Consider the following 23,658-nt stretch of genomic DNA (forward strand, 5'->3'; position numbering starts at 1 on the left):
GAGCGGGCCGGTCAGGGCGCCGTCGGCGTACCCGGCGGCGCGGGCGACGGCGAGCGCGAGGCCGGCGGCGAGCAGCAGCAGCCCCGCCGTCGAGCCGAGGGCGGCGGCCGCGGCCCGGGCCAGCGCGCCGGGCAGCCCCGGCACGCCGGCCAGCGGGGCCAGCGGCCCCCGCGAGGGGCCCCTGTCGTGCACCGGGCTCCTCACGCGGCCACCGGCTCGGACTGCGGCTCGGCGGTCAGGCGCCGGCGGAACACCCAGTACGTCCAGGCCTGGTAGGCGAGCACCACCGGCAGGCCGACCGCGGCCACCCAGGTCATCACGGTGAGCGTGTAGTCGCTGACCGCAGCCTCGGCGACGGTGACGTCGAAGGCCGGGTCGACCGTCGAGGGCACCACCACCGGGTGGGCCGAGCCGAACAGCGTGGCCGCCGAGGCGAGCAGCACGGTGGCCCAGCCGGCGAAGGCCTGCCCCTCGCGGTCCAGCCGCACCCGGGTCCAGGTGACGACGACGGCGAGCGCGGCCACCAGCCACAGCGCGCCGGTGAGCGCCGTGCCCGAGCGCAGCTGCACCAGCCCGGCCCACACCAGCAGCGGCAGCGCGGCCAGCGGCGACCAGCGCAGCGCGAACGCCCGCGCCCGCAGCCGCACCGGGCCGTCGGTCTTGAGCGCGAGGAACAGCGCGCCGTGCACCAGCGAGTAGCCGACCACCGCGGCCGCGCCGAGCAGCGAGGACCAGCCCAGCCCGGCGAACGCGCCGCCGACCCGGGTGCCCGCCGCGTCGATCGGAAGGCCGAGCGTGGTGGCGGCCAGCGCCGCGCCCACGCCCGCCGCGGCCACCAGCGAGCCGCCGGTGATGACGCGGGTCCAGGTGGCGTCCCAGCGCGGGTCGTGCGAGCTGTGCCGCCACTCGAAGGCCACCGCCCGCACGATCAGGCCGAGCAGCACCAGGACGAAGGGCAGGTACAGCGCCGGCAGCCAGGTGGCGTACCAGCCGGGGAAGGCGGCGAACACCGCGCCGGCGGCGGTGATCAGCCAGACCTCGTTGCCGTCCCAGACCGGGCCGATGGTCCGCAGCATGAGGTGCTTGTCCGCGGTGCGGCGCCCGAGCACCGGCAGCAGCGCCGCGACGCCGAAGTCGAACCCCTCGAGCAGCAGGAAGCCGGTCCACAGCACCGCGACGGCGGCGAACCACAGGGTCTGCAGGTCCATGTCAGGCACTCCGGTCAGTACGCGAAGGAGAGGACGTCGTCGTCGGCCCGGTCGTCGCCCGGACGCGGGTCGTCGTCGTCCCTGCGGGACGACCCGACCGCCGGCGGGGTCGGCGTCGTGTCGCCGGTGGTGACCCCGCGGCGGACCAGCCGGACGAGCAGGAACAGCTCGACCACCGCGAGCGCGCCGTAGAGCAGGCCGAGGCTGATCAGCGAGGTCCAGACCTCGGCGGCGGTGACGCCGGGGGAGACGGCCTGGGCGGTGAAGAAGTACACCTGCTCGCCGACCGGGACGTCCGGGTTGGGGTAGACGACGAAGGGCTGGCGGCCCATCTCGGTGAACACCCACCCGGTCGCGTTGGCCACGAACGGCGCGCCGACGGCGAGCAGCGAGCCGTAGACCCCGATCCGCGACGTCGGCACCCGGCCGCGGCGGGTCGCCCACAGTGCGTAGGCCGCGACGCCGGCCGAGACCGCGCCCATGCCGATCATGAGCCGGAAGCTCCAGTAGGTGACCGCCAGCACCGGCGTGTAGTCGATCGGCTGGCCGGCGCGGTCGCCGAAGGACGGGTCGTCGGGGTAGGTGGCGCCGTAGACCGCGGAGTACTCCTCCTGCAGCTCGTTCACGCCGGGGACGGCGGTCTCGAAGTCGCTGTGGGCGAGGAAGGAGAGCAGGCCGGGAACGGTCCAGCTGTGCACGTCGTCGCACTCGTTGGAGCCGAGCTTGCCCCAGGCGAAGACCGAGAACGGCGCGGGCGCCTCGGTCTCGCAGAGCGCCTCGGCGGAGCTCATCTTGAGCGGCTGCTGCGCGTACATGAGCTTGCCCTGCCAGTCGCCGGTGACGGCGACCAGGACGAACGCGGCCAGCGACACGTACCCGCCGAGCCGCACCGAGCGGCGCCACACCGAGTGGTCGACGTCGGTGGTGGGGGCGCCGGCCAGCTCGCGCCTGCGCAGCTGGTACAGGCCGATGCCGACGAGCAGGGCGCCGGCGACCATGAGCGCGGCGACGATCGCGTGGCTGAAGGCGGCCAGGGCGGTGTTGTTGGTCAGGACGGCGAGGAAGTCGACCTGCTGCGGGCGGCCGTCGTCGCCGACGGTGACGCCGACCGGGTGCTGCATCCACGAGTTGGCCGCGATGATGAAGTACGCGCTGACGATCGAGCCGATGACCGCGGCCCACAGCGCCGCCAGGTGCAGCTTCTTCGGGATGCGGCCCCAGCCGAAGATCCACAGGCCCAGGAAGGTCGACTCGAGGAAGAAGGCGAGCAGCGCCTCCATCGCCAGCAGCGAGCCGAACACGTCGCCGACGAAGCGCGAGTACTCGCTCCACGCCAGGCCGAACTGGAACTCCTGCACCAGGCCGGTGGCCACGCCGAGCACGAAGTTGACCAGGTAGACGCGGCCCCAGAACCGCGTCATCCGCAGCCACTCCGGCTTGCCGGTGCGCACCCAGAGGGTGTGCATGACCGCCACCAGGATCCCGAGTCCGATGGTCAGCGGGACCATCAGGAAGTGGTAGACGGTCGTGATGCCGAACTGCCACCGGGCGATGTCGAGCACGTCCACGCGCGCCGCTCCTCGTCTGTGCCTTGCGCCGACACCTTCTTTCTACGCCTCGTAGAACTCCTTTTCTACAACGTGTAGACGACCGGCGTGTGAGGTGGCGGACAGGCGGGGGCCTCCCTCCGGAGGGGGCGGGGACCTGCGGCACGGCCGGCCGGCGGAGCACGTTCTACGCTGGGTAGAGAAGCCGGGCCGGGGGAGGAGTCGTCGTGGCGTCGCTGGGAGACCTGGAGCGCACCGTCATGGACGTGCTGTGGGCGGCCGACGGGCCGGTCGCGGCGGCCGAGCTGCGCGACGCGCTGGCCGACCGCGAGCTGGCGCTCACCACCGTGCACACCGTGCTGTCCCGGCTGGAGGCCAAGGGCTTCGTCGAGCACGACGACGCCCGGCCGCGCCGCTTCCGGCCGCGGGCGAGCCGCGCCGACCACGCCGCCGAGCTCATGCACGAGGTCCTCGGCCAGGCCGGCGACCGGCAGGCGGTGCTCGCCCGGTTCGTCGGCGGCGTCGACCCGGAGGAGGCCCGCCTCCTGCGGCAGCTGCTCAGCGAGACGGCGCCGGACGCGCGCTGACGTGCTGCCCGCGACCGCCGCGGCGCTCGCGGTCCTCGCCGCCCTGCTGGCCTGGCCGGTGCCGGCGCTGCTCGGCCGTGCCCGGTGGCCCCGGCGCGATCCGCTGGTGGCGCTGGTCTGCTGGCAGGCGATCGGGCTGGCCGGTGGACTGTCGATCATCGGCGCGCTGCTCGTGCACGGGCTGGCGCCGTGGGGGCACTCGCTGCCGGAGGCCGGCTGGGCGGTGCTGACCGGGCACCCCGCCCGCGACCCGGTCCGGGGCGACCACTGGGTCACCCTCACCCTGGCCGGCGTCCTCGCCGCCGAGCTGCTCGGCGTCCTCGCGCTGTCGTGGGTGCGGACCGCGCGCACGCGGCGGCGGCACCGGGCGCTGCTGGAGCTGGTCGTGCAGCCGTCGCCGGCCGCCCCCGACGCCCGGCTGCTCGAGCACCCCGCGCCGGTGGCGTTCTGCATCCCCGGCGCCCGCCCGCTGCTGGTGCTGTCCTCGGGGATGGTCGCCGAGCTCGACGACGGGCAGCTGGCCGCCGTCGTCGCGCACGAGCGGGCGCACCTGGCCGAGCACCACCACCTCTACCTGCTGCCGTTCGTCGCGTGGGAGGCGGCGCTGCCGGTGCTGCCCGCGGCCGCCCGCGCGCACGCCGCGGTCCGCGAGCTGGTGGAGATGCGCGCCGACGACCGGGCGGTGACCTCGCTGGCCGGGCCCGACCCGCGGCGCACGCTGGCGCAGGCGATCGTCGTCACGGCCGGGGGAGCGGGCGGGGGCGTGCCGAGCGGCGCGCTGGCGGTGACCGGCGGCGCGGTCGCCGCCCGCGTGCTGCGGCTGGTCAGCCCGCCCGCCCCGCTGCCGGCCGCCGCCCGGGCCGTCGCCCTGCTCTGCGCCGGCCTGCTCCTGCTGGTCCCGACCGTCCTGCTCCTGCTCCCCGCCCTCTGAGGGGCGCCTCCGCGGAGGTGCTCAGGCCCGGGTGGGCAGCGTCGCGGGGAAGTCGACGCCGGTGAGCTCGGCCGACGCCGTCCACAGCCGGGCCGCCGTCGCGACGTCGCTCGCCGCGTTGGAGCGCCCCACGAGCGTCGGGGCGCCGCGGGTCTCCATCAGCTGCCCCGGGCCGGCGTAGCTGCCGCCGGGGAGGTCGGCGGTCGCGGCGAACAGCGTCGGCAGCGCGCCCTGCTCGGCGGACTGGGCGACCACCCGGTTGCCCAGCAGCGCGAACGCGTCCTTCAGCCGGTTGCCGGTGCGGCCCTGCAGGTTGGTGGCCGCCCAGCCCGGGTGCGCGGCCAGCGCCCGCACCGGCGAGCCGGCGGCGGTGAGCCGGCGCTGCAGCTCCAGGGTGAACAGCAGGTTGGCCAGCTTCGAGGCGCCGTAGGCGCGTTCGGCCGAGTAGCGCCGGGTCTGCCAGTCGAGGTCGGCGAGGTCGAGGCCGCCCATCCGGTGCGCCGTCGAGGCGACCGTCACCACCCGGTCGGTGAGGTGCGGCAGCAGCAGGTTGGTGAGCGCGAAGTGGCCGAGGTGGTTGGTGCCGAACTGCAGCTCGAAGCCGTCGGCGGTGCGACCCTGCGGCACCATCATGATCCCGGCGTTGTTCACGAGGACGTCGAGCGGACCGTCCCAGGCGTCGGCGAAGGCACGCACCGAGGCGAGGTCGGCGAGGTCGAGGGAGCGCGCCTCGACGTCGCCCGGCAGGCCGGCGGCGGCCGACTCGCCGCGGGCGGGGTCGCGCACGGCGAGCACGACGCGCGCGCCCCGCTCCGCGAGCGCCCGGGCGGTGGCCAGGCCCAGCCCGCTCGTGGCACCGGTGACGACGACGGTGCGCCCGGTCTGGTCGGGGATGTCGGCGGGGGTCCAGCTGCTCGTCATGCCGGGTCCAACGCGGCGGCGGGCGCCGGTGTGCCGGACGGCACCGCGGAGGTGTCGTTGCCCGGCAGCGGGCGGAACCGGCGCAGCCGCAGGCTGTTGGTGACGACGAAGACGGAGCTGAACGCCATCGCGGCCCCGGCGATCATCGGGTTGAGCAGCCCGGCCATCGCCAGCGGCAGCGCGGCGACGTTGTAGGCGAACGCCCAGAACAGGTTCCCCTTGATCACCGCGAGCGTGCGGCGGGCCAGCCGGACGGCGTCGGCGGCGGCGCGCAGGTCGCCGCGGACGAGGGTGAGGTCGCTGGCCTGGATGGCGACGTCGGTGCCGGTGCCCATCGCCAGCCCCAGGTCGGCCTGCGCCAGCGCGGCCGCGTCGTTGACGCCGTCGCCGACCATCGCCACCGTCGCGCCCTCGGCCTGCAGCCGCCGGACGACGTCGACCTTGTCCTGCGGCAGCACCTCGGCGACCACGTCGTCGACGCCGACCTCGGCGGCGACCGCGCGGGCGGCGGCGGCCGAGTCGCCGGTGAGCAGCACCGGCCGCAGCCCGAGCGCGCGGAACTGCCGCACGGCCGCCGCCGACGTCGGCTTGACGGTGTCGGCGACGACGAGCACGCCGCGCACGGCGCCCTCCCAGCCGACGGCGACCGCGGTGCGCCCGGCGGCGTCCGCGTCGGCGACCGCCGCGGCCAGCTCCGGGGGCAGCGGGCCCACCAGCGCGGGCCGGCCGACGACGACCGGCACGCCCTCGACGGTGCCCCGGACGCCCAGCCCGGCCTCGCTGCGGAACCCGGTGACGGCCGGCAGTGCGCCGGTGCGCTCGCGGGCGGCGGACGCCACGGCCGCGGCGATCGGGTGCTCGGAGGCGTCCTCCAGCGCGCCGGCCCGGCGCAGCACCTCGGCCGCGTCCTCGCCGTCGGCGGCGACGACGCCGGCCAGGCTCATCCGGCCGGTGGTGACGGTGCCGGTCTTGTCGAGCACGACGGTGTCGACCCGCCGCGTGGACTCCAGCACCTCCGGGCCGCGGACCAGGATGCCGAGCTGCGCGCCGCGGCCGGTGCCGACCATCAGCGCGGTCGGCGTGGCCAGCCCGAGGGCGCAGGGGCAGGCGATGATCAGCACGGCGACGGCGGCGGGGAACGCCCCGGCCACGCCGGCGCCGGTGCCGATCCAGAAGCCCAGGGTGGCCAGCGCCAGCGCGAGCACGACCGGCACGAACACCCCGGACACCCGGTCGGCCAGCCGCTGCACCTGCGCCTTGCCGTTCTGCGCCTCCTCGACCAGCCGCGCCATCTGCGCGAGCTGGGTGTCCGCGCCGACCCGGGTGGCCCGCACGACCAGCCGGCCGCCGGCGTTGACCGTGGCCCCGACGACGGCGTCGCCCGGGCCGACCTCCACCGGCACCGACTCGCCGGTGAGCATCGAGGCGTCGACGGCGGAGGAGCCCTCCACGACCTCGCCGTCGGTGGCCACCCGCTCGCCGGGCCGGACGACGAACAGGTCGCCGGCGTGCAGCTGCTCCACCGGCACGCGCACCTCGGCGCCACCGTTGCGGAGGTCACCGCGCAGGACGGACACCTCGCGGGCGCCCATCTCCAGCAGCGCCCGCAGCGCCGACCCGGCCCGCCGCTTGGCGCGCGCCTCGGCGTAGCGGCCGGCCAGCAGGAAGGTGGTGACGCCCGCGGCGGCCTCGAGGTAGACGTCGCCGCTGCCGTCGCCGCGGGTGACGGCCAGCGAGAAGGGGTGCGTCATCCCGGGCTCGCCGGCGGTGCCGAGGAACAGCGCGTACAGCGACCAGCCGAACGCGGCGAGGGTGCCCAGCGAGACGAGGGTGTCCATGGTGGCCGCGCCGTGGCGGAGGTTGGTCCAGGCGGCGCGGTGGAACGGCCGGCCGCCCCACACGACCACGGGGGCGGCCAGCGTCAGCGAGGCCCACTGCCAGTACTCGAACTGCAGCGCCGGGACCATCCCGAGCAGCACGACCGGCAGGCTGAGCGCCGCGGAGACGAGCAGCCGCTGCCGCAGCCCGGCGTCCGGTGGGAGGGCCCCGTCCTCCTCACCCCTCGCGAGCTCGGGGCGAGCCTCGGGACGGGGCCGAACGGGGAGGGCGGCGGTGTAGCCGGCCTTCTGCACGGTCGCGACGAGGTCCTCGGGCGCGACGCCGTCGCCGAAGGTGACCCGGGCCTTCTCCGTCGCGTAGTTGACCGTGGCGGTCACGCCGTCGAGCCGGTTGAGCTTCTTCTCGATGCGGGCCGCGCAGGAGGCGCAGGTCATGCCGCCGATCGACAGCTCGATCTGCGTGGGGGTGGTCACGGGGCGCTCCGGGCGGTGAGGGAGAAGGCGGCGGTCCGGACGACGTCGCCGTGGCGGAAGTCGAGGAACAGGCGGTGCTCGCCGGCCGCGGGCACCTCGACGGCGAAGCGCACCTGCCCGCCGGCGTCCCCGGTGGGGTGGACGTGCAGGTAGCCGAGGTCCCCGGCGCGCAGCGCGACCAGGTGGCCGCGGGCGCCGAGGTGGGGCTGCAGGTCGGTCACCGGCGCGCCGTCGCGGCTCACGGTGAGCACGACCTCGGACTCCCGGCCGGCCACCAGGTCGCCGTCGAGGGTGACGGTGTAGCCGTCCACCTCCGCGGTCGCCGCGGGGGCGGGCAGCGGCGCGGGCTCCCACGCGCCGCCGACGGCGAGGTCCGCGCCGAGCACGACGTCGCGCCCGAGGTCGGTGGGCGTGGCGTCGGCCAGCACCCGCCAGGCGCCGGGCTCGAGCGCGACCGTCGTCGTCCAGGTGCCGTCGGGGGACAGCTCGGGGTGCACGTGCTGGTAGCCGGTGAGGTCCCGGCGGACGACGACCAGGTGCAGGTCCTGCTCGTGCACGGTCTCGTAGGCGGTCACCGGGTCGCCGTCGGGCCCGAGCAGCCGGAACGACAGCGGGACGGCGGCCCCGGCGGGCAGGACGTCGTCGGCGAGGTCGAGGGTGTGGCCCTCGGCCGAGACGGCGAGCCCGGCGGGCAGGTCGTGCTCCTCGGCGGGAGCCGCCGCCGCGTGCCCGCCCTCGTCCGCGTGCTCCGCGGTGGCGTCCCCGGTGGCGGCCGGCGGTGCGCCCACCGGGCCGACGAGGGCGCCCACGCCCCAGCCGGCGCCGAGGACGGCGGCCGCGGCGCCGAGCGTGGCGGCGACCCGGGTGGCGGTGCGCACGACGGCTCCCTCCCGACCGGCCGCGTCAGCGGCCGGCGACCTCGTAGCCGGCCTCCGCGACGGCGGCGCGCACGGCGGCGTCGTCGACGGGGGCGTCGCTGGTGACGGTCAGGCCGCCGCTGGCCAGGTCGACCTCGACGTCGGTGACGCCGGGGATCCCGCTGACCTCCTCGGTGACCGAGGCGACGCAGTGCTGGCAGGTCATGCCGGTGACGGTGTAGCTGGCGGTGCTCATGGCGGGGTCCTCCGGGTGGGGGTGGGGATCAGGAACGGACGAGCCGGGCGATCGCGGCGGAGGCCTCGCGGACCTTCGCGTCGGCCTCCGGGCCGCCGGTGGCGACGGCCTCGGCGACGCAGTGCGACAGGTGCTCCTCGAGCAGGCTCAGCGCCACCGACTGCAGCGCGGAGGTCATCGCCGAGACCTGGGTGAGGATGTCGATGCAGTACTTCTCGTCCTCGACCATGCGCTGCAGCCCGCGGGCCTGGCCCTCGATGCGGCGCAGCCGCTTCAGGTGGTCGTCCTTGCGGTGGATGTAGCCGTGGACGTGGCCGGGGGCGCTCTCCGAGTCGGTCACGCGGACGACTGTACCCCTACCCCCAGGGGGTATCAACTCCCGTCCTGCTCCGGCTCCTCCGGGCGGCCGGCGCGCAGGCGGGCGACGGTCTCGCGCAGCCGCACGGTGTCCGCGCGCGCGTCGGCGAGCTCGTCCTGCAGGCCGAGGATGACCTCGGCGGAGGCGAGCGTGTGGCCGTCGTCGAGGAGGCCGCGCAGCCGCGCGGCGAGGACGAGCTGGTGGCGCGAGTAGCGCCGGTGGCCGCCGGGGGAGCGGTGTGGCTGCAGGACCCCGGAGCCGTCGAGGCTGCGCAGGAAGGCGGCCTGGACGCCGAGCAGCGTGGCGGCCTGGCTCATCGTGAGCGCCGGGAAGTCGGGGTCGTCGAGCCGGCGCACGGCGTCGGCCGCCGGGTCGGCCTGCTGCGGCTCGCCCTGCCGGCGGTCGTCGGGGCCGGCCACGGGACCTCCTCCTCCCTGCGGTGCCGGGGCCCGACGGGCCCCGGATGTGGCGCGGGGGCCGGGCCGTACCGGCCCGGCCCCCGCGGACGGGACGCCGATCAGCTCTCGACGGCCCGGGTCTCGCCCTGGGCGGGCTCCTGCTCGCCCTCGATGGTCCGGCTCTCCACCGCGGCCGGCACGTCGGCGCGGGTCACGGTGATCTTGCGGGCGCGGGCCTTCTCCGCCACGGGGATGCTCACGGTGAGCACGCCGTCGTGGTAGCTGGCCTCCAGCCGGTCGGTGTCGAGGCTGCGGCCGAGCACCAGCTGCCGGGTGTAGGCGCCGTAGGGACGCTCGGCGACGGCCCACTCCGCGCCCTCCAGCTGCGGGACGGAGCGCTCGGCGCTGACGGTGAGCGTCGTGCCCTCGATCGACAGGTCGATCGAGCCCGGGTCCACGCCGGGCAGGTCGAAGTGGGCGACGAACTTGTCACCGACGCGGTAGGCGTCCATCGGCATGCCCGACAGGGCGCGGGCGGTGCCGGGGCGGCCGGTGAGCTGGTCCAGCGCGCGGAAGGCGGCGGACGTGGCGGCGAACGGGTCGTACGCGGTCAGCATGGCTGGTGAACCTCCTGGGAGATCCGGTGTGGAGTTCGCTGCCCGGGGATGAACCTCCAGTGGCGACTGGAGATTACCTCGACCGGGCATCCTTGTAAACGTCTCTCGTCGGCTGTTGTTCCCGGCCGCGCATGGACCGCGGGCAACGGGGGCAGACCCCGGGCATGGACGAGCACCGAGAGACCGGTGGACCCGCGGCCGAGGACCCCGGCGCCGCGCCCCACGAGGGCGAGCCCCAGGTCGACGCCCGGCTCGACGGCGACGTCAGCTGCATCACCGTGACCGGTGAGCTCACCGAGGCCGCCCGCCGGCCGCTGGTCCGCGTGGTCACCGACCAGCTGCTGTCGGTGCCCACGCTCTCGCGGGTGGAGCTGGAGCTGAGCGGCGTCTCCTACATGAACTCCGCCGGGATGGCCGTCCTCGTGCAGCTGCAGCGGATGACCCAGCCGCGGGCGGTCACCGTCGCGCTGGTCGAGCCGCCGGCCGCGGTCGCGCGGCCGCTGCAGCTGACCGGCCTGTGGCGCCGCTTCGAGGTGGTGGGCGAGGGCGCCGGACCGGCCGACGCCGGCGGCGCACCGCCGTCGGGGGGTCCCTCGCGGCGCCCGGACGGGCCGGACGGCCGCAGCGCCTGACCGGCGCCGCGCGACCACGGTGTCGGGCGGTCCCGGGCCGGGGGCTGCTCCTAGCCTGGCCGGGTGCCGCCCCACACCCACAGCCACGGGCCCGACCCCGACGCGCCCCCGCCGAGCCCGGAGACGCTGACCCGGCGACGCCGCGCGGTCACGCTGATGCTCCTGCTGCTCGTGCCGGTCGGGCTGGCCACCGTGGTCGGCCTGGTCGCGCTCTGGCCCGGCGGCGAGCCGACCAGCGCCGAGCAGGTCGCGGCCACCTTCCTCCCGGCGGGGACCACCTACGCCGACGCGCGGGTGGTCTCGCTGCAGACGCTGCCCTGCGGTGAGGCCGGGACCGGGCAGGCCACGTGCGCCACCGCCGTCGTCGAGGTGCTCGAGGGCGACGGCGCGGGGGACTACCAGCAGGTCGACCTGTCGGCCGAGGTGGTCGCCAACGGGGTGGGCGAGGGCGACACCCTCGTGCTCACCCGCGACCCCGGCGCCGAGGGCGGCCCGGACTACCAGTTCGCCGACTTCGAGCGGACCACGCCGATCGTCGTCCTCGCGGTGGCGTTCGCCCTCGTCGTCGGGGCGGTCGCGCGGCTGCGCGGGCTCGCCGCGCTGGTCGGCCTCGCCTTCGCGTTCTTCGTGCTGCTGCGGTTCGTGCTGCCGGCGCTGCTGGAGGGGTCCTCGCCGACGCTGGTCAGCCTGGTCGGCTCGGCGGCGATCATGTTCGTCGTCCTGTACCTCGCGCACGGCTTCTCCGCCCGGACGACGACGGCGCTGGTGGGCACCCTGTTCGGCCTGGCGCTGGTGACCGTGCTGGGGTCGGTGGCCGTCGACGTCGCGCGGCTGACCGGGCTCACCAGCGAGGAGACCATCCAGCTGCTGACGTTCGACCCGACGCTGGACTTCTCCGGCCTGGTGATCGCCGGGGTCGTCGTCGCCGGCCTCGGCGTGCTCAACGACGTCACGATCACCCAGGCCTCGGCGATCTGGCAGCTCAACGAGGTGGACCCGGCGATGGGGTGGCGGCAGCTGTACCGCCGCGGCATGGCCGTCGGCCGCGACCACATCGCCTCCACCGTCTACACGATCGTCTTCGCCTACGCGGGGGCCGCGCTGCCGCTGCTGCTGCTGTTCGAGGTCTACACGCAGCCCGCCGGCGTCACGCTCACCAGCGCCGCGGTGGCCGAGGAGGTCATCCGCACGCTGGTCGGCGCGATCGCGCTGGTGCTGGCGGTCCCGGTGACGACGGCGGTCGGCGCGTTCTTCGCGACCGCGGCCGGGACGGCGGCCGGCGCGGCCCCGGAGCGACGCCTGTCGGGCCTGCGTGCGAGGTTTGCCCGGTGAACACGCGCACCGACCGGCCCCGTTCAGAGGCTCGCGCCGAGCTCGCGAGGCGGGAGGAGGACGGGGTCCTTCGACTACTGGCGGCCGCCGAGGCCGCACCCGGGTTCATGCCGGCCGACGAGGGCCGCGCCCTCTACGAGGCCGCCCGCGCGGTGGCGGTGCCCGGCCCGCTGCTGGAGATCGGCTCGTGGATGGGCAAGTCGGCGCTGTACCTCGCCGCCGCGGCGCGGGAGACCGGCCGGCAGGTGGTCACCGTCGACCACCACCGCGGGTCCGAGGAGCACCAGCCCGGCTGGGAGTACCACGACCCGTCGCTGGTCGACCCCGCCGTCGGGCGGATCGACACCCTGCCGCGGTTCCGCCGCACGATCGCCGACGCGGGAGCCGAGGACGTCGTCGTCGCCGTCGTCGCGCGGTCGGAGGTGCTCGCGCCGCTGTGGACGACCCCGCTGGCGCTGCTGTTCCTCGACGGCAGCCACACCGAGGAGTCCGCGCGCCGCGACCAGGACGCCTGGGTGGACAAGCTCGCCGTCGGCGGCACGCTGGCCATCCACGACGTCTTCCCCGACCCCGCCGACGGCGGCCAGGCACCCTTCGGGGTGTACCGCCGGGTGCTCGCGTCCGGGGACTTCGAGGAGCTGCCGGGCACCGGCTCGCTGCGGCTGCTGCGCCGTGTCCGCTGACGCGTTGGGCGCCGAGCGGGCGGCCGCCCAGGCGCAGATCGAGGCGCTCACCCGCCAGTTCGACGAGATCGTCGCCGCGTCGCGGGCGTCCAACGCCGACGACGAGCACGACCCGGAGGGCGCCACCATCGCCTTCGAGCGGCAGCAGGTGGCGGCGCTGCTGGAGCAGGCGCGCCGCCGGCTGGCCGACGTCGACGCCGCCGTCACCGCCGTCGAGGCCGGCACCTACGGCCGCTGCGAGACCTGCGGCGGGCCGATCGCGCCCGAGCGCCTGGCCGCCCGGCCCACCGCCCGCACCTGCATCAGCTGCGCGCGCTGACCTCCGCTCGCACCGACAGGCGGGGCAGCAGCAGCTGGGTGAGCGGGCCGATGGCGAGGGCGTAGGCGACGGTGGCGACGCCGAGGGTGCCGCCGAGCACCCACCCGGTCGCGACGACGGCGACCTCGATCGTGGTGCGCACGAGCCGCACCGACCCGCCGGTGCGCCGCACGAGCCCCGTCATCAGCCCGTCCCGCGGGCCCGGCCCCAGGTGCACCCCGACGTAGGCGGCCGTGGCGACGGCGTTGAGGACGATGCCCGACACCGCGAACGCCGCCTGCGCCGCCAGGTGCGACGGCGCGGGCAGGACGGCGAGCGTGCCGTCGACGGCGACGCCGATGACGACGACGTTGCTCACCGTGCCGATCCCCGGCCGCTCCCGCAGCGGGATCCACGCGAGCAGGACCAGCGCACCCACGACCACGGTGACCAGCCCGAGCGACCAGCCCAGCCGCTGCGCGAGGCCCTGGTGCAGCACGTCCCACGGCGTGACCCCGAGCGAGGACCGCACCAGCAGGGCCATCGACGCCCCGTACAGCGCGAGGCCGGCGTAGAGCTGGACGAGGCGGCGCGGGAGACGGGCCGACACGGGAACCGGACGGTGCTGCAACACGACCGCCACTCTGCTGCGCGCCCGGCCTGGCTCCTACGGGCCAATCGCCCGGATTGGCCTGGTCCGGGGCGCCCGTCGTCGACCTGGTGCCGCCTCAGCGGGGCCGAGACAGCAGCAGGTCGACACCGGGCGCCGGAGCGCCGGCGCTCACTCGCCGGTGACGCCGTCCAGGGCCTCGCGGATCAGGTCGGCGTGGCCGTTGTGCCGGGCGTACTCCTCGACCAGGTGCACCAGGATCCAGCGCAGGGAGAACTCGTCGTCACGGCCCCACGGCCGGTCCGCGGTGTCCAGCGGCAGCCGGCCGACGACCGACCGCACCGCCTCCGCAACCGCCCGCCACGTCGCCCACGCCGCCTTGACGTCGGCCGCCGTGACGGTCGCGGGGTCCACCCGGAACTGCTCGTCGCGGTCCCGCACCACGTCGGGCCAGAGGTCGAACGGCAGCCCGCCGAACCCGACCAGCCAGCCGGCCTCCACCGCGGCCAGGTGCCGGACCATCCCCAGCAGGGTCAGCTCCGACGTCGGCACCGCCCGGGTCGCCAGCTGCCGCGGCGTCAGCTCCGCGCACTTCCACTCCAGCGTCTGCCGCTGGTACTCGAGGAAACCCAGGACGGTGGCCGTCTCCTCCGCCACCAGCGGCGGGTCGGTGCGGTGGTCCGGCGGCGTCACGGGGTCCCCTCAGCTGACGTAGCGGCGGGCGGTGGAGCGGCGCTGGGCGGCGTCGAGCGCGGCGAACCGGGCCTCCGCGTGCGGCGGCAGGACCCGCCGCTCGCGCACCAGCCAGGGGATCCCGCGGACGGCGGCCCACAGCCCCTGCGCGGTCACCCGGTCCCGCGGCAGCGTGGCCAGCAGGTGCACGGTGCGCCGCAGCGCCGGGCGCAGCGGGCGCCGCAGCCACGTCGTCCAGAGGGTGTTGCGGATGCCGTCGCGCCGGCGGCGGTGCCCGTCGCGGGCCTTCGACGCCTGGTGGTGCACGGTCAGCTCGGGCAGGTAGCACAGCTCCCAGCCGGCGGCGGCGAGGTCGCCGGCCATGAGCTCCTCCTCCCCGCCCAGCCACAGCCGCTCGCTGAAGCCGCCGACCTCGAGGAACGCCTCCCGCCGGACGACGCTCGCGCCGGCGAGGAAGGACCCGAGCGCCGGGCCGGGCAGCCAGCCGGCGCCGGGGACGGGGGAGTCGCGCAGCTCCGGCACGATCGGGTCCTCCCGGCCGCCGGGCTCGACCAGGATCCGCGCGGTCACCACGGCCAGCCGCGGGTGCGCGTCGAGGACGTCGGCCGCCGTCCGCAGCGACCCCGGGTCCCACCAGGTGTCGTCGTCGCAGAAGGCCACGTACGGCGTGTCCAGCCGGCCGACGCCGACGTTGCGGCCGATCGCGCCCAGGTTCTCCGGGCTGGCGACGAGCTCCACGGCGGGGAAGCGCCGGGCGATCGCCTCCGCGGTCCCGTCGGTGGAGCCGTTGTCGACGACCACCACGTGCGGCCGCTCGGGCAGCGCCCGCAGCCGGGACAGCGCCCCGAGCACCTCGTCGCGGCGCTGGTGGGTGATCACGACGACGGCGACCCGCGGGTCGCTCCCGATCTCCTGCGGCCGTGCGGCGGTGGCCGTCACGCGGCGTCCCCGGCCAGCAGGCGCAGGTCGGCCAGGACGTGGGCGGGCAGCCGGCGACGGCGGCGCAGCGCGGCGGGCAGCCGCATCAGCGCCCGCCGCAGCCCCTGGCGCCCGGGCGCCCCGGCCCGGAGCGCGGCGCCCACGGTGCGGGCGACGTCGCGCAGCGGCAGCCGCATCACCGCGGTGAGCAGCTTCGAGCGCCAGATCGCGGCCTGCCGCGCGGCGGGGTCGGACCGCCGGACCGAGGGGTGGTGGTGCACGGTCACCGAGTCCACGTAGGCGATGTCCCAGCCGGCGGCGGCCAGGTCCAGCGACAGCCGCTCCTCCTCGCCGGGGAAGCGCACCACCGGGTCGAAGCCGCCGACGGACAGGAACGCCTCGGTGCGCACCATCGCCGCGCACGCGATGAAGCCGAGCAGCCGCGGTCCGGGCAGGTGCGCCGGGGTGCCGAGGGGGCTCGCGGCCAGCTCCGGGCACAGCGGGTCCAGCCGCTCCTCCGGGCCGACGAGGACCCGCGCGTTGAGCACCGCCAGCCGCGGGTGCGCGCGCATGACCGCCGCGGCGCGGGCGAGGTCGCCGGGCGCCCACCACGAGTCGTCGTCGGCGAAGGCCACGAACTCGCTGCCCGTGTGCCCGGCGCCGATCGTGCGGGCGTGGGCCCCGGCGTTCTCGACCAGCGGCAGCACGGTCACCTGCGGCAGCGCGGCGCGGACGGCGTCGACGGTCCCGTCGGTGGAGCCGTTGTCCACCAGCACGACCGGCGCCTCGTGGCGCGGGAGCGTGGCCAGCAGGTCCGCGCGCCGGTCGCGGCTCATCACGACGACGCTGACGCCGTCGGGGGTGGGGGTGCGGGGGGTGCGGGGCCGTACCGACGTGCGCGTCACGCGGAGGCACTGCCCGGCAGCGTCGCTGCCGAACCGGCGTCCTCGGTGCCCGGCGCGGGCAGCGCCGCCGGGTCGGCGAACAACCCGCAGGCGGGTGTGGCGCCGGCCAGCGCGTCCGCGGCGAGCACCACCGCCGCCGCGGTCCACGTCGTCCGCTCGACCGGCCAGCGCGCGTCGTCGGGGTAGACGAAGCCGGTCCAGTACGAGCCGTCGTCGTGGCGCAGGTGCTGCATGGCCGCCACCTGCTCCAGGGCGGCCTCCGGCTGCCCGGCGACGACGAGCGCCAGCGCCAGCTCGCAGGTCTCCGCGCCGGTCACCCACGGGCGGTCGGCCACGCAGCGGGCGCCCAGGCCCGGGACGACGAAGCGGTCCCAGTCCGCCGCCAGCCGGGCGCGGGCGGGCCCGCCGGTGACCGCGCCGGCCAGCACCGGGTAGTACCAGTCCATCGACCAGCGGGAGCGGTCGGCGAAGGCGGCGGGCTCGGTGCGCAGCGCCGTGCCGAGGCCGGTGACCGCCAGCTCCCAGTCCGGCTGCGACCGCCCGGCCAGCTCCGCCAGCGCGATGCCGCAGCGCAGCGCCTGGAACAGGCTGGCGTTGCCGGTGAGCAGCGCGACGTCGTCCGGCGTGCCGTCGGGCCGCAGCGCCCACCCGATGGCGCCGGAGGCCAGCTGCATGTCCACGACGAGGTCCAGGCCGCGGCGGACGGCCGGCCACAGCTCGCGGACCAGTCGCTCGTCGCCGCTGGCCAGCCACGTGTGCCACGCCCCGACGGCGAGGTAGCCGGCGTGGTTGCTCTCGACGGCGGGCTGGGTCTCGGCGCCGTCGCGGTACTCGGCGGCCCAGGAGCCGTCCGGGCGCTGCCGGGCGGCCAGCCAGCGGTAGGCCGCCGCCGCCCGCGCGTGCTCCCCGCCGACGTCGAGGGCCATCGCCGCCTCGACCGAGTCCCACGGGTCCAGCTGCCCCCCGTGGAACCACGGCAGCGACCCGTCGCGGCCCTGCTCGGCGGCGATGGCGGACACGGTGCGCCGCACGGCGGCCCCGTCGAGGACGCCGGGCAGCTCGGGCAGCTCAGCGGACCGCAGCGGTCTTCTCCCGCTCCGGGCGGGCGCCCGCCGCCGGCACCCGGGGCTTGTCCGCGTAGACCACGAGGCTCTTGCCGATCAGCGGGTCGAGCACCCTCTCGGCGAGCCGGGTCACCCACGGCCGCCTCGTCAGGTCCCACACCAGCAGCCGGTGGTAGGCCCGGACGACGGCGGCGTCCCGGTCCACCCCGACGGCGCACTTGAGCCACCAGTAGGGCGCGTGCAGCGCGTGCGCGTGGTGGCTGCGCCCGGGCACCAGGCCCGCCACCGACAGCCGGGCGCGCAGCACGTCGCCGCGGTAGATGCGGACGTGCCCGCCCTCGTTGGCGTGGTAGGCGTCCGACAGCGCCCAGCACACCCGCTCGGGGCCGTACCGCGGCACGGTGACGGCGACCCGCCCGCCCGGCTTGAGCACCCGGGCGATCTCGGTCATCGCGGTGCCGTCGTCGGGGATGTGCTCGAGCACCTCCGAGGCGATCACCCGGTCGACGCTGCCGTCGGGGAACGGGAGGTGCCGCAGGTCGCCGCGGACCACCTCGTGGTGCGCCCCGGCCGGTGCCTCGCCGGCCTCGGCGATCGCGCCCAGCCACCGCTTGGTCGTCTCCACCTCGGGCACGCCCCAGTCGACGGCGACCACGGACGCGCCGCGGCGGTAGGCCTCGAAGGCGTGCCGGCCCTCGCCGCAGCCGAGGTCCAGCACGGTCATGCCGGGGCGCAGGTCGAGCAGGTCGTAGTCGACGGTCAGCACGGACGGCCCTCCCGGTCGCGCGTCGGGCCCGGCGTCATCCGCGGCGCCCCTTCCGGTCCAGCACCCCGGCGTACCAGTCCGCGGTCCGCTCCGCGGTCGAGCGCCACGTGTAGGCGGCCAGCACCCGGCGGCGCCCGGCGCGGCCGAGCTGCTCCTGCAGCGACGGCTTCTCGAGCACCAGCTTCAGCGCCGCCGTCAGCTCGTCGACGTCCCCGGCGCGCACCCGCAGGCCGGCCTGGGAGCCGACCACCTCCGGCAGCGCGCCGGCGTCGGTGGTGACCAGCGGCGTCCCGCAGGCCATGGCCTCGACCGCGGGCAGCGAGAAGCCCTCGTAGAGGGAGGGGATGGCGGCGACGGTGGCCGTCTGCAGCAGCCGCACCAGGTCGGCCTCGGGCAGCGGCCCGGTGAAGCGGACGGCGTCGCGCAGGCCGAGGCGGTCCAGCGCCGACTCGGCCGGACCGCCGGGCCGGGCGGTGCCGACGACGGTCAGCCGCACCGGCCGCTCGGTGCGCAGCTTGGCCACCGCCTCGAGCAGGTGGACCAGCCCCTTGAGCGGGACGTCCGCGCTGGTGGTGACGACGATCGAGTCGGCCTCGCGCGGCCGGTCGGCCGGCGGCGGGGTGAAGACGTCGGGGTCGATGCCGACGGGGATGACCTCGACGGCCGCGGCGGGGACGTGCAGGTGGGTCTCGATGTCGCGCCGCGAGCTCTCCGAGACGGTGGTGACCGCGTCCAGCCGGGGGGCCACGCGGGCCTGCATGGCGGTGAAGGCGTACCAGCGGCGCAGGGTCAGCCGGCGTCGCAGCGTGGGCGCGGCGGCGAGCTCGAGCTGCCGGTCGATGGCGACCGGGTGGTGCACCGTGGCCACGGTCGGGACGCCCGCGCGGACCAGCCGCAGCAGCCCGTAGCCCAGGCTCTGGTTGTCGTGCACGACGTCGAACTCGTGCGCGCGGGGGAGCAGCAGCCGGGCGGCGCGCAGCGTGAAGGTCAGCGGCTCGGGGAACGCCGCGGTGCACATCGCCGCCCACTCCAGGACGTCGATCCGGTCGCGGAACTCCGAGGGCCGCGGCGTCCGGAACGGGTCGGGCTCGCGGTAGAGGTCCAGGCTCGGCACCTGGGTGAGCGGGACTCCGTCGTCGAGCTCGGGATAGGGCTGGCCGGAGAGCACCTCGACGTCGTGGCCGAGGGCGGTGAGCTCGCGCGAGAGGGCCCGGACGTAGACGCCCTGGCCGCCGCCGTGCGGCTTGCTGCGGTACGACAGCAGTGCGATCCGCAGCCGTCGTCCCATGCGCCGGACCCTACCGACCCCGTCCGGTCCACTTTCCGGGCCCGCCTGACAGGGTGACCGGCGTGATCCGACACGTCGTGCACTTCACCTGGTCCGACGCCGCCGACGACGCCCGGCGGGCCGAGACGGTGGCCGCGCTGCGCCGGCTGCCGGAGCAGGTGCCCGGGTCGCTGGGGTTCACCGTCGCCCCCGACGCCGGCCTGGTCGAGGGCAACGCGCACGCGGTCCTGGTCGCCGACTTCCCCGACGCCGAGGCCTTCCGGCGCTACGCCACCGACCCGGTGCACCTCGCGGTCATCGCCGAGCACGTGCGCCCGTACCTGGCCGCCCGCAGCGCCGTCCAGTACGAGCTGTGACCCGATCGGGCGGCTGACCTGCGGTTCTGCCCGGTGCTGGATAGCGTCCGGCGCATGACCGGACGCCGCCCCGTCCTCGCCACCGCCGGCCTGCTCGCCGTCCCGCTGCTCGCGGCCTGCGGCGGGGAGGACGTCCGGGGCGCGGCCTCGCCCGCCTCCACCTCCTCGTCGTCCTCGGCCTCGGGTTCGTCCTCGGCGTCGCCGTCCTCGTCCGCCGGGACCGACCTCGCGCCCGGCCTGCTGCCGGCCGAGGCGTTCGGCGCGGGCGCGCAGGTCACCCCGCTGACCGAGGCCCAGCTCGCGCAGGGCGCGGCGGTGGCCGGCGGCACGGCCGAGGACCTGCAGGTGACCCCGCCGGAGTGCGGGCCCGCGGTGCAGGGCACCCAGCCGTCCTTCGACGAGTACGACGACGTCGCCGCGCAGGTCGCCGTCACCGGGACGGTCACCACCGTGCAGGCGCTGGCCTCCGGCGGCCCGGCCGAGGACGCGCTGGCCGGCTTCGGTCAGCAGCTCGACCGGTGCCGGGAGGTGCAGGTCAGCGCGCCGCAGGTCGGCACGGTCACCATCGCCTTCGCCGGGCTCGACGTCCCCGACCTCGGTGACGGCTCCGCCGGGGTCACCTACACGACCACGGTGACCGGGCCCGACGGGCAGCAGCTGACCGTGCCGGCGCTGGTCGGCGTGGTGCAGGACGGGGACCGGGTGGTCGTGCTGCTGACCACCGACACCTCCGGCGGGCGGCCCGACCCCACGGCGTTCACCGGCCTGCTCGAGCAGGCGTACGAGACGCAGGCCGAGGCCCTCGACTAGCCGGGACCGACACCCCCGGTCCCGGCCGTCCACAGGAGCGGCCCCCTCCACAGGCACCCTGCGCGAGCCCAGCGAGGGCCCGTCCGGCCCCAGGGTCGGCCGGGTGGACCAACCCCCCATCCCCGTCATCCGGCTCGGCGACACCGGCGAGGTCGCCGCCGCCCTGCCCCACCTGCTCGGCTTCCACCCCGCCGAGTCGATCGTGCTGGTCGGCCTGCGCGGCCCGAACGGCAGCCGCGTCGGCCTCACCGTGCGCGCCGACCTCCCGCCGCCCGCCGCGGCCCGCGCGCTGGCGGTCACGCTGGCCGGGAAGGTGCTCACCGACGACCCCGTCGCGGTGCTGCTGGCGGTGGTGTCCGAGGCCCCCGACGACCGGTCGGTCCCCGTCCTCCCGTCCGGGCCGGGGGAGCCGGCCCCGGAGCTCCCGCACCGCGACCTGGTGCACGAGCTCGTGCTCGCCCTCGACGCCCGGGACGTGCCGGTGCGCGAGGCGCTGCTGGTCCGGTCGGGCCGCTGGTGGGACTACGACTGCCCGTACCCGTGCTGCGAGCCCGGCTCCGGGACGCCGCTGCCCGCCGGCGCCAGCCCGCTGGCCGCCGCGGCGGTGGCCGACGGCGCGGTCCTGGCCGCCGTCCGCGCCGCGCTCGCCGCGCGGATCACCCCGCCCGACGGCGACCCGGCGGCGCCCGCGATGGCGGCGGCCTGCCTGGCGGAGGGCCGCGAGCACGCCGCCCGGCTCCGGGCGCTCGGCCGCGACGCCGTCGCCGCCGAGGCCGGCGCGGCGCTCGCCGCGGCCCTGGCCGACTGCCGGCCCGGACCGGCCACCGCGGCCACCCGGCTCGCCGACGCCCGGGTGGCCCGGGTGCTGTGGGGGCTCACCGTCCCCGACGTCCGCGACCGCGCGCTCGGTCTCGCGCTGGGCGAGGACGCCGCGGCCGCCGAGGTGCTGTGGACCGAGTGCACCCGCCGCGCGCCGGTACCGCTCGACGGGCCGCCGGCCACGCTGCTCGCGGTCAGCGCCTGGCTGCGCGGCGACGGCGCCACGGCCAACGTGGCCCTGGACCGCGCGCTGGCCGCGGACCCGGACGCCCGGCTGCCCCGGCTGCTCGCCGACGGCCTGGCGCAGTGCCTGCCGCCCGCCCAGCTGCGCGTGCTGATCAGCAGCACCCTCGAGGAGGCCGGGTGAGCGGGCTCAGACGAGCTCGGGGCGCTGCCACCCCTGCCCGAGGACGTGCTCGGCGAGGAAGGCGATCACCGTCTCGTACCAGACCGTCGCGTTCCCGGGGGTGAGCACCCAGTGGTTCTCGTCCGGGAAGTACAGGAACCTCGACGGGACGCCGCGCTTCTGCAGGTCGTACCAGAGCCGCAGGCCCTCGCCGATCGGCACGCGGTAGTCCTTGTCGCCGTGGATCACCAGCACCGGCGTGCGGATGGCGTCGGCGAACCGGTGCGGGGAGTTCTGCTCGTAGCGCTTGGGCTCGACCAGCGGCGCGCCCCACTCCCGCTCCCAGTAGTAGGCGGCGTCCGTGGTGCCGACGAACGAGTCGAGGTCCCACAGGCTCGCGTGGGTGACGATCGCCCGGAAACGGTCGGTCCGGGTGGCCACCCAGTTGGCCATGTAGCCGCCGAAGGAGCCGCCCATCGCCGCGGTCCGCTCCGCGTCCACCTCGGGCCGCTCGAGGGCGGCGTCCACGGCGGTCATCAGGTCGGTGTAGGGCGCACCGCCCCACTCGCCCCAGCCGCGGCGGACGAAGTCCTGGCCGAACCCCTGCGACAGGGCCGGGTTGGGCAGCAGGACGGCGTAGCCGCGGGCGGCCATCACCCACGGGCACCAGCGCCACGACCAGGAGTTCCAGCTCATCAGCGGCCCGCCGTGGATCCACAGCAGCATCGGCGCCGGGTCCTCGGCGCTCGCGCCCTCGGGCAGCACCAGCCACGACTGCACCTCGGCGCCGTCGGCGGCGGTGGCGCGCACCTCGTGCAGGGTGCCGGGCAGCGGCCCGAGCGCGCCGGGGGCGGGCAGCGGCTCGGGGTGCTGGCCGGTGGCGCGCGGGTCCAGGCGCACCGGCGCCGGCGGCTCGTCGTAGGCCGAGCGCAGCGCGAACAGGGCGCTGCCGTCGCGGGCCACCCGCAGGTCGCTGTAGGCGCCGTCGGCGGTCAGCCGGACCGGGGCGCCGCCGGTGAGCTCCACCCGGAACAGCGCGTGCCGGCCGTCGTCGTCGGCGAGGAAGTAGACGGCGTCGCCCTCGGCACTGAACCGCGGGGCGCTGGGCCACCGGTCGAAGTCCGGGGTCAGGTCGCGGGCGTCCCCGGAGGCGACGTCGACCAGCAGCAGCGTGTAGTCCGGCGGCTCGGCGTAGGTGGTCATCGACTCGCGCACGCAGACCACCCAGGCGCCGTCGGGGGAGAACGCGGCGGCGTACACATCGGCCAGCGGGTCGTCGACCAGGACCCGGCCGTCACCGGTCGCGGTCTCGACGAGGACCAGCCGGTCGCGCCGGCCGGCCGGGCCGTCGGCGACGGAGTCCACGCGCACCAGCAGCCGGCCGTCGGGCGAGAGGGCCACCGCCTCCCCGGCGCCGAGCGGCGGGAGGGCGTCGGGCGTGAGGTCGCGCAGCGGCACCGGCCCGGCCGGCTCGCCGGCGGGGTCCTCCGCGGGCAGCGCGCCGGCCCAGAACAGGTGCGGGGCCGCCGGCCCGAGGTCGCTGTCCCAGTACCGGACGGGATAGGCCTCGTGCAGCACCGCCGACACCCCGGCGTCGGTGCGGGCCTTGCGGCGCTGTCCGTCCTCGTCCGCGTCGGCGGCGCCGGGCATGGTCGAGGCCACGACGACGACCTCACCGCTGTCGGCCGACACGGCGAACCCGCCCACGCCGCCGGGCCGGGTCACCACCGGCCGGGCCTCCCCGCCGCCGGGCGGCAGCGCCCACAGCGCCGGCTTCGGGTCGCCGCCGTCCTTGCCGGCGGCGGGGTCGGGGCGGGCCGAGAGGAACAGCAGCGTGCCGTCCGGGGCGAATGCCGGCGCCGCCTCCCCGGGCGCGCTGCGGGTCAGCCGGCGCGGCGGGCGGTGCCCGTCGGGGTCGACGTCCCACAGCGCCGAGACCCACTTCTTCCGGTCGGCGTCGAGGGTCTGCACCGAGACCGCCAGCCGGCCGTCGTGGGCCAGCGCCAGGCCGGTCACCCGCGGGATCGCGACGAAGTCGGCCAGCCGGGCGAACGGGTGCGCCGGATCGGGATCGGGAGCGGTCTCGGGCACGGCGTCGGACGGGCTCACCGGGGCTCCTCGCGGGGACGACGGGACGGTGCCGCCC

At 76.8% G+C, this 23,658-nt stretch carries 27 protein-coding genes; 9 read left to right on the forward strand and 18 right to left on the reverse strand.

What is annotated here, in order from left to right; genetic code table 11:
* From ACFO3M_RS15840 to ACFO3M_RS15850, 3 genes are all read right to left on the reverse strand, one after another.
* Positions 1-192 (reverse strand): hypothetical protein (locus tag ACFO3M_RS15840; protein ID WP_387990702.1); only part of this gene is annotated, 192 nt, incomplete at its 3' end.
* 8 nt (positions 193-200) lie between these two features.
* Positions 201-1,208: a cytochrome d ubiquinol oxidase subunit II gene (cydB, locus tag ACFO3M_RS15845; protein ID WP_387990705.1), complete on the reverse strand. Its 1,008-nt coding sequence runs from the start codon at positions 1,206-1,208 to the stop codon at positions 201-203.
* Positions 1,209-1,222: 14 nt separating this feature from the next.
* Positions 1,223-2,776 (reverse strand): cytochrome ubiquinol oxidase subunit I, encoded by a 1,554-nt coding sequence (locus ACFO3M_RS15850; RefSeq protein ID WP_387990708.1) that lies wholly within the window; start codon positions 2,774-2,776, stop codon positions 1,223-1,225.
* Between the two features lie 206 nt (positions 2,777-2,982).
* Between ACFO3M_RS15850 and ACFO3M_RS15855 the strand changes: the two genes are divergently transcribed.
* Both ACFO3M_RS15855 and ACFO3M_RS15860 read left to right on the forward strand, forming a co-directional pair.
* On the forward strand, positions 2,983-3,342 hold the full coding sequence (locus ACFO3M_RS15855) for a BlaI/MecI/CopY family transcriptional regulator (protein WP_387990711.1): 360 nt from the start codon (positions 2,983-2,985) through the stop codon (positions 3,340-3,342).
* Between the two features lies 1 nt (position 3,343).
* The gene (locus ACFO3M_RS15860) at positions 3,344-4,273 is read left to right on the forward strand and encodes a M56 family metallopeptidase (RefSeq protein WP_387990714.1); all 930 of its coding nucleotides are present in this window, start codon (positions 3,344-3,346) and stop codon (positions 4,271-4,273) included.
* Between the two features lie 21 nt (positions 4,274-4,294).
* Here the strand turns inward: ACFO3M_RS15860 and ACFO3M_RS15865 are convergent, their stop codons facing one another.
* The 7 genes from ACFO3M_RS15865 to ACFO3M_RS15895 form a co-directional block, all read right to left on the reverse strand.
* Positions 4,295-5,194, reverse strand: coding sequence for an oxidoreductase (locus tag ACFO3M_RS15865; RefSeq protein ID WP_387990717.1), 900 nt, complete (start codon positions 5,192-5,194; stop codon positions 4,295-4,297).
* Entirely contained in the window at positions 5,191-7,506 is a 2,316-nt protein-coding gene (locus ACFO3M_RS15870; protein WP_387990720.1) for a heavy metal translocating P-type ATPase, read from the reverse strand. The genes ACFO3M_RS15865 and ACFO3M_RS15870 overlap by 4 nt, the downstream gene beginning before the upstream one ends.
* Positions 7,503-8,384 carry a hypothetical protein gene (locus ACFO3M_RS15875; RefSeq protein ID WP_387990723.1) on the reverse strand — a complete coding sequence of 294 codons (882 nt, stop codon included), beginning with the start codon at positions 8,382-8,384 and terminating at the stop codon, positions 7,503-7,505. Before ACFO3M_RS15875 ends, ACFO3M_RS15870 begins: the two co-directional genes overlap by 4 nt.
* A gap of 25 nt (positions 8,385-8,409) precedes the next feature.
* Entirely contained in the window at positions 8,410-8,619 is a 210-nt protein-coding gene (locus tag ACFO3M_RS15880; RefSeq protein WP_387990726.1) for a heavy-metal-associated domain-containing protein, read from the reverse strand.
* A 28-nt stretch (positions 8,620-8,647) separates the two neighbouring features.
* Positions 8,648-8,959, reverse strand: coding sequence for a metal-sensitive transcriptional regulator (locus ACFO3M_RS15885; RefSeq protein WP_387990729.1), 312 nt, complete (start codon positions 8,957-8,959; stop codon positions 8,648-8,650).
* 32 nt (positions 8,960-8,991) lie between these two features.
* Positions 8,992-9,396, reverse strand: coding sequence for a helix-turn-helix domain-containing protein (locus tag ACFO3M_RS15890; protein ID WP_387990732.1), 405 nt, complete (start codon positions 9,394-9,396; stop codon positions 8,992-8,994).
* 98 nt (positions 9,397-9,494) lie between these two features.
* Positions 9,495-9,992 (reverse strand): Hsp20/alpha crystallin family protein, encoded by a 498-nt coding sequence (locus tag ACFO3M_RS15895; RefSeq protein WP_387990735.1) that lies wholly within the window; start codon positions 9,990-9,992, stop codon positions 9,495-9,497.
* 164 nt (positions 9,993-10,156) lie between these two features.
* Here ACFO3M_RS15895 and ACFO3M_RS15900 point away from each other — a divergent pair, with 164 nt between their 5' ends.
* From ACFO3M_RS15900 to ACFO3M_RS15915, 4 genes are all read left to right on the forward strand, one after another.
* Complete coding sequence (locus ACFO3M_RS15900) at positions 10,157-10,624, forward strand: STAS domain-containing protein (RefSeq protein ID WP_387990737.1); 468 nt, start codon at positions 10,157-10,159, stop codon at positions 10,622-10,624.
* A gap of 63 nt (positions 10,625-10,687) precedes the next feature.
* Positions 10,688-11,956, forward strand: a complete 1,269-nt coding sequence (locus ACFO3M_RS15905) for a YibE/F family protein (protein WP_387990740.1) — start codon at positions 10,688-10,690, stop codon at positions 11,954-11,956.
* The gene (locus tag ACFO3M_RS15910) at positions 11,953-12,639 is read left to right on the forward strand and encodes a class I SAM-dependent methyltransferase (protein WP_387990742.1); all 687 of its coding nucleotides are present in this window, start codon (positions 11,953-11,955) and stop codon (positions 12,637-12,639) included. Before ACFO3M_RS15905 ends, ACFO3M_RS15910 begins: the two co-directional genes overlap by 4 nt.
* On the forward strand, positions 12,629-12,958 hold the full coding sequence (locus tag ACFO3M_RS15915) for a TraR/DksA family transcriptional regulator (protein WP_387990745.1): 330 nt from the start codon (positions 12,629-12,631) through the stop codon (positions 12,956-12,958). Before ACFO3M_RS15910 ends, ACFO3M_RS15915 begins: the two co-directional genes overlap by 11 nt.
* Here the strand turns inward: ACFO3M_RS15915 and yczE are convergent.
* The 7 genes from yczE to ACFO3M_RS15950 all read right to left on the reverse strand — a co-directional run bounded on the left by yczE (position 12,942) and on the right by ACFO3M_RS15950 (position 19,181).
* A complete protein-coding gene (gene yczE, locus ACFO3M_RS15920; protein WP_387990748.1) occupies positions 12,942-13,547 on the reverse strand; it encodes a membrane protein YczE in 606 nt (201 codons plus the stop codon). The genes ACFO3M_RS15915 and yczE overlap by 17 nt on opposite strands.
* 171 nt (positions 13,548-13,718) lie before the next feature.
* Positions 13,719-14,240: a DinB family protein gene (locus ACFO3M_RS15925; RefSeq protein WP_387990751.1), complete on the reverse strand. Its 522-nt coding sequence runs from the start codon at positions 14,238-14,240 to the stop codon at positions 13,719-13,721.
* Positions 14,241-14,249: 9 nt separating this feature from the next.
* A complete protein-coding gene (locus tag ACFO3M_RS15930) occupies positions 14,250-15,179 on the reverse strand; it encodes a glycosyltransferase family 2 protein (protein ID WP_387990754.1) in 930 nt (309 codons plus the stop codon).
* Positions 15,176-15,994 carry a glycosyltransferase gene (locus ACFO3M_RS15935; RefSeq protein WP_387990757.1) on the reverse strand — a complete coding sequence of 273 codons (819 nt, stop codon included), beginning with the start codon at positions 15,992-15,994 and terminating at the stop codon, positions 15,176-15,178. Before ACFO3M_RS15935 ends, ACFO3M_RS15930 begins: the two co-directional genes overlap by 4 nt.
* Before the next feature lie 65 nt (positions 15,995-16,059).
* Complete coding sequence (locus ACFO3M_RS15940) at positions 16,060-17,094, reverse strand: prenyltransferase (RefSeq protein WP_387990759.1); 1,035 nt, start codon at positions 17,092-17,094, stop codon at positions 16,060-16,062.
* Between the two features lie 37 nt (positions 17,095-17,131).
* Positions 17,132-17,893, reverse strand: a complete 762-nt coding sequence (locus tag ACFO3M_RS15945; protein ID WP_387990762.1) for a class I SAM-dependent methyltransferase — start codon at positions 17,891-17,893, stop codon at positions 17,132-17,134.
* A gap of 34 nt (positions 17,894-17,927) precedes the next feature.
* Positions 17,928-19,181 (reverse strand): glycosyltransferase family 4 protein, encoded by a 1,254-nt coding sequence (locus ACFO3M_RS15950; RefSeq protein ID WP_387990765.1) that lies wholly within the window; start codon positions 19,179-19,181, stop codon positions 17,928-17,930.
* Between the two features lie 62 nt (positions 19,182-19,243).
* Here ACFO3M_RS15950 and ACFO3M_RS15955 point away from each other — a divergent pair, with 62 nt between their 5' ends.
* The 3 genes from ACFO3M_RS15955 (at position 19,244) to ACFO3M_RS15965 (ending at position 21,533) form a co-directional block, all read left to right on the forward strand.
* Complete coding sequence (locus tag ACFO3M_RS15955; RefSeq protein WP_387990768.1) at positions 19,244-19,537, forward strand: Dabb family protein; 294 nt, start codon at positions 19,244-19,246, stop codon at positions 19,535-19,537.
* 54 nt (positions 19,538-19,591) lie between these two features.
* The gene (locus tag ACFO3M_RS15960) at positions 19,592-20,347 is read left to right on the forward strand and encodes a hypothetical protein (protein WP_387990771.1); all 756 of its coding nucleotides are present in this window, start codon (positions 19,592-19,594) and stop codon (positions 20,345-20,347) included.
* A gap of 103 nt (positions 20,348-20,450) precedes the next feature.
* On the forward strand, positions 20,451-21,533 hold the full coding sequence (locus tag ACFO3M_RS15965) for a DUF4192 domain-containing protein (RefSeq protein ID WP_387990774.1): 1,083 nt from the start codon (positions 20,451-20,453) through the stop codon (positions 21,531-21,533).
* Between the two features lie 6 nt (positions 21,534-21,539).
* On the opposite strand, the gene ACFO3M_RS15970 is transcribed toward ACFO3M_RS15965, so the two are convergent.
* Complete coding sequence (locus tag ACFO3M_RS15970; protein WP_387990776.1) at positions 21,540-23,621, reverse strand: S9 family peptidase; 2,082 nt, start codon at positions 23,619-23,621, stop codon at positions 21,540-21,542.
* Between the last annotated feature and the right edge of the window lie 37 nt (positions 23,622-23,658).

The organism is Geodermatophilus arenarius (genome assembly GCF_042654585.1).
GTDB lineage: Bacteria > Actinomycetota > Actinomycetes > Mycobacteriales > Geodermatophilaceae > Geodermatophilus > Geodermatophilus arenarius.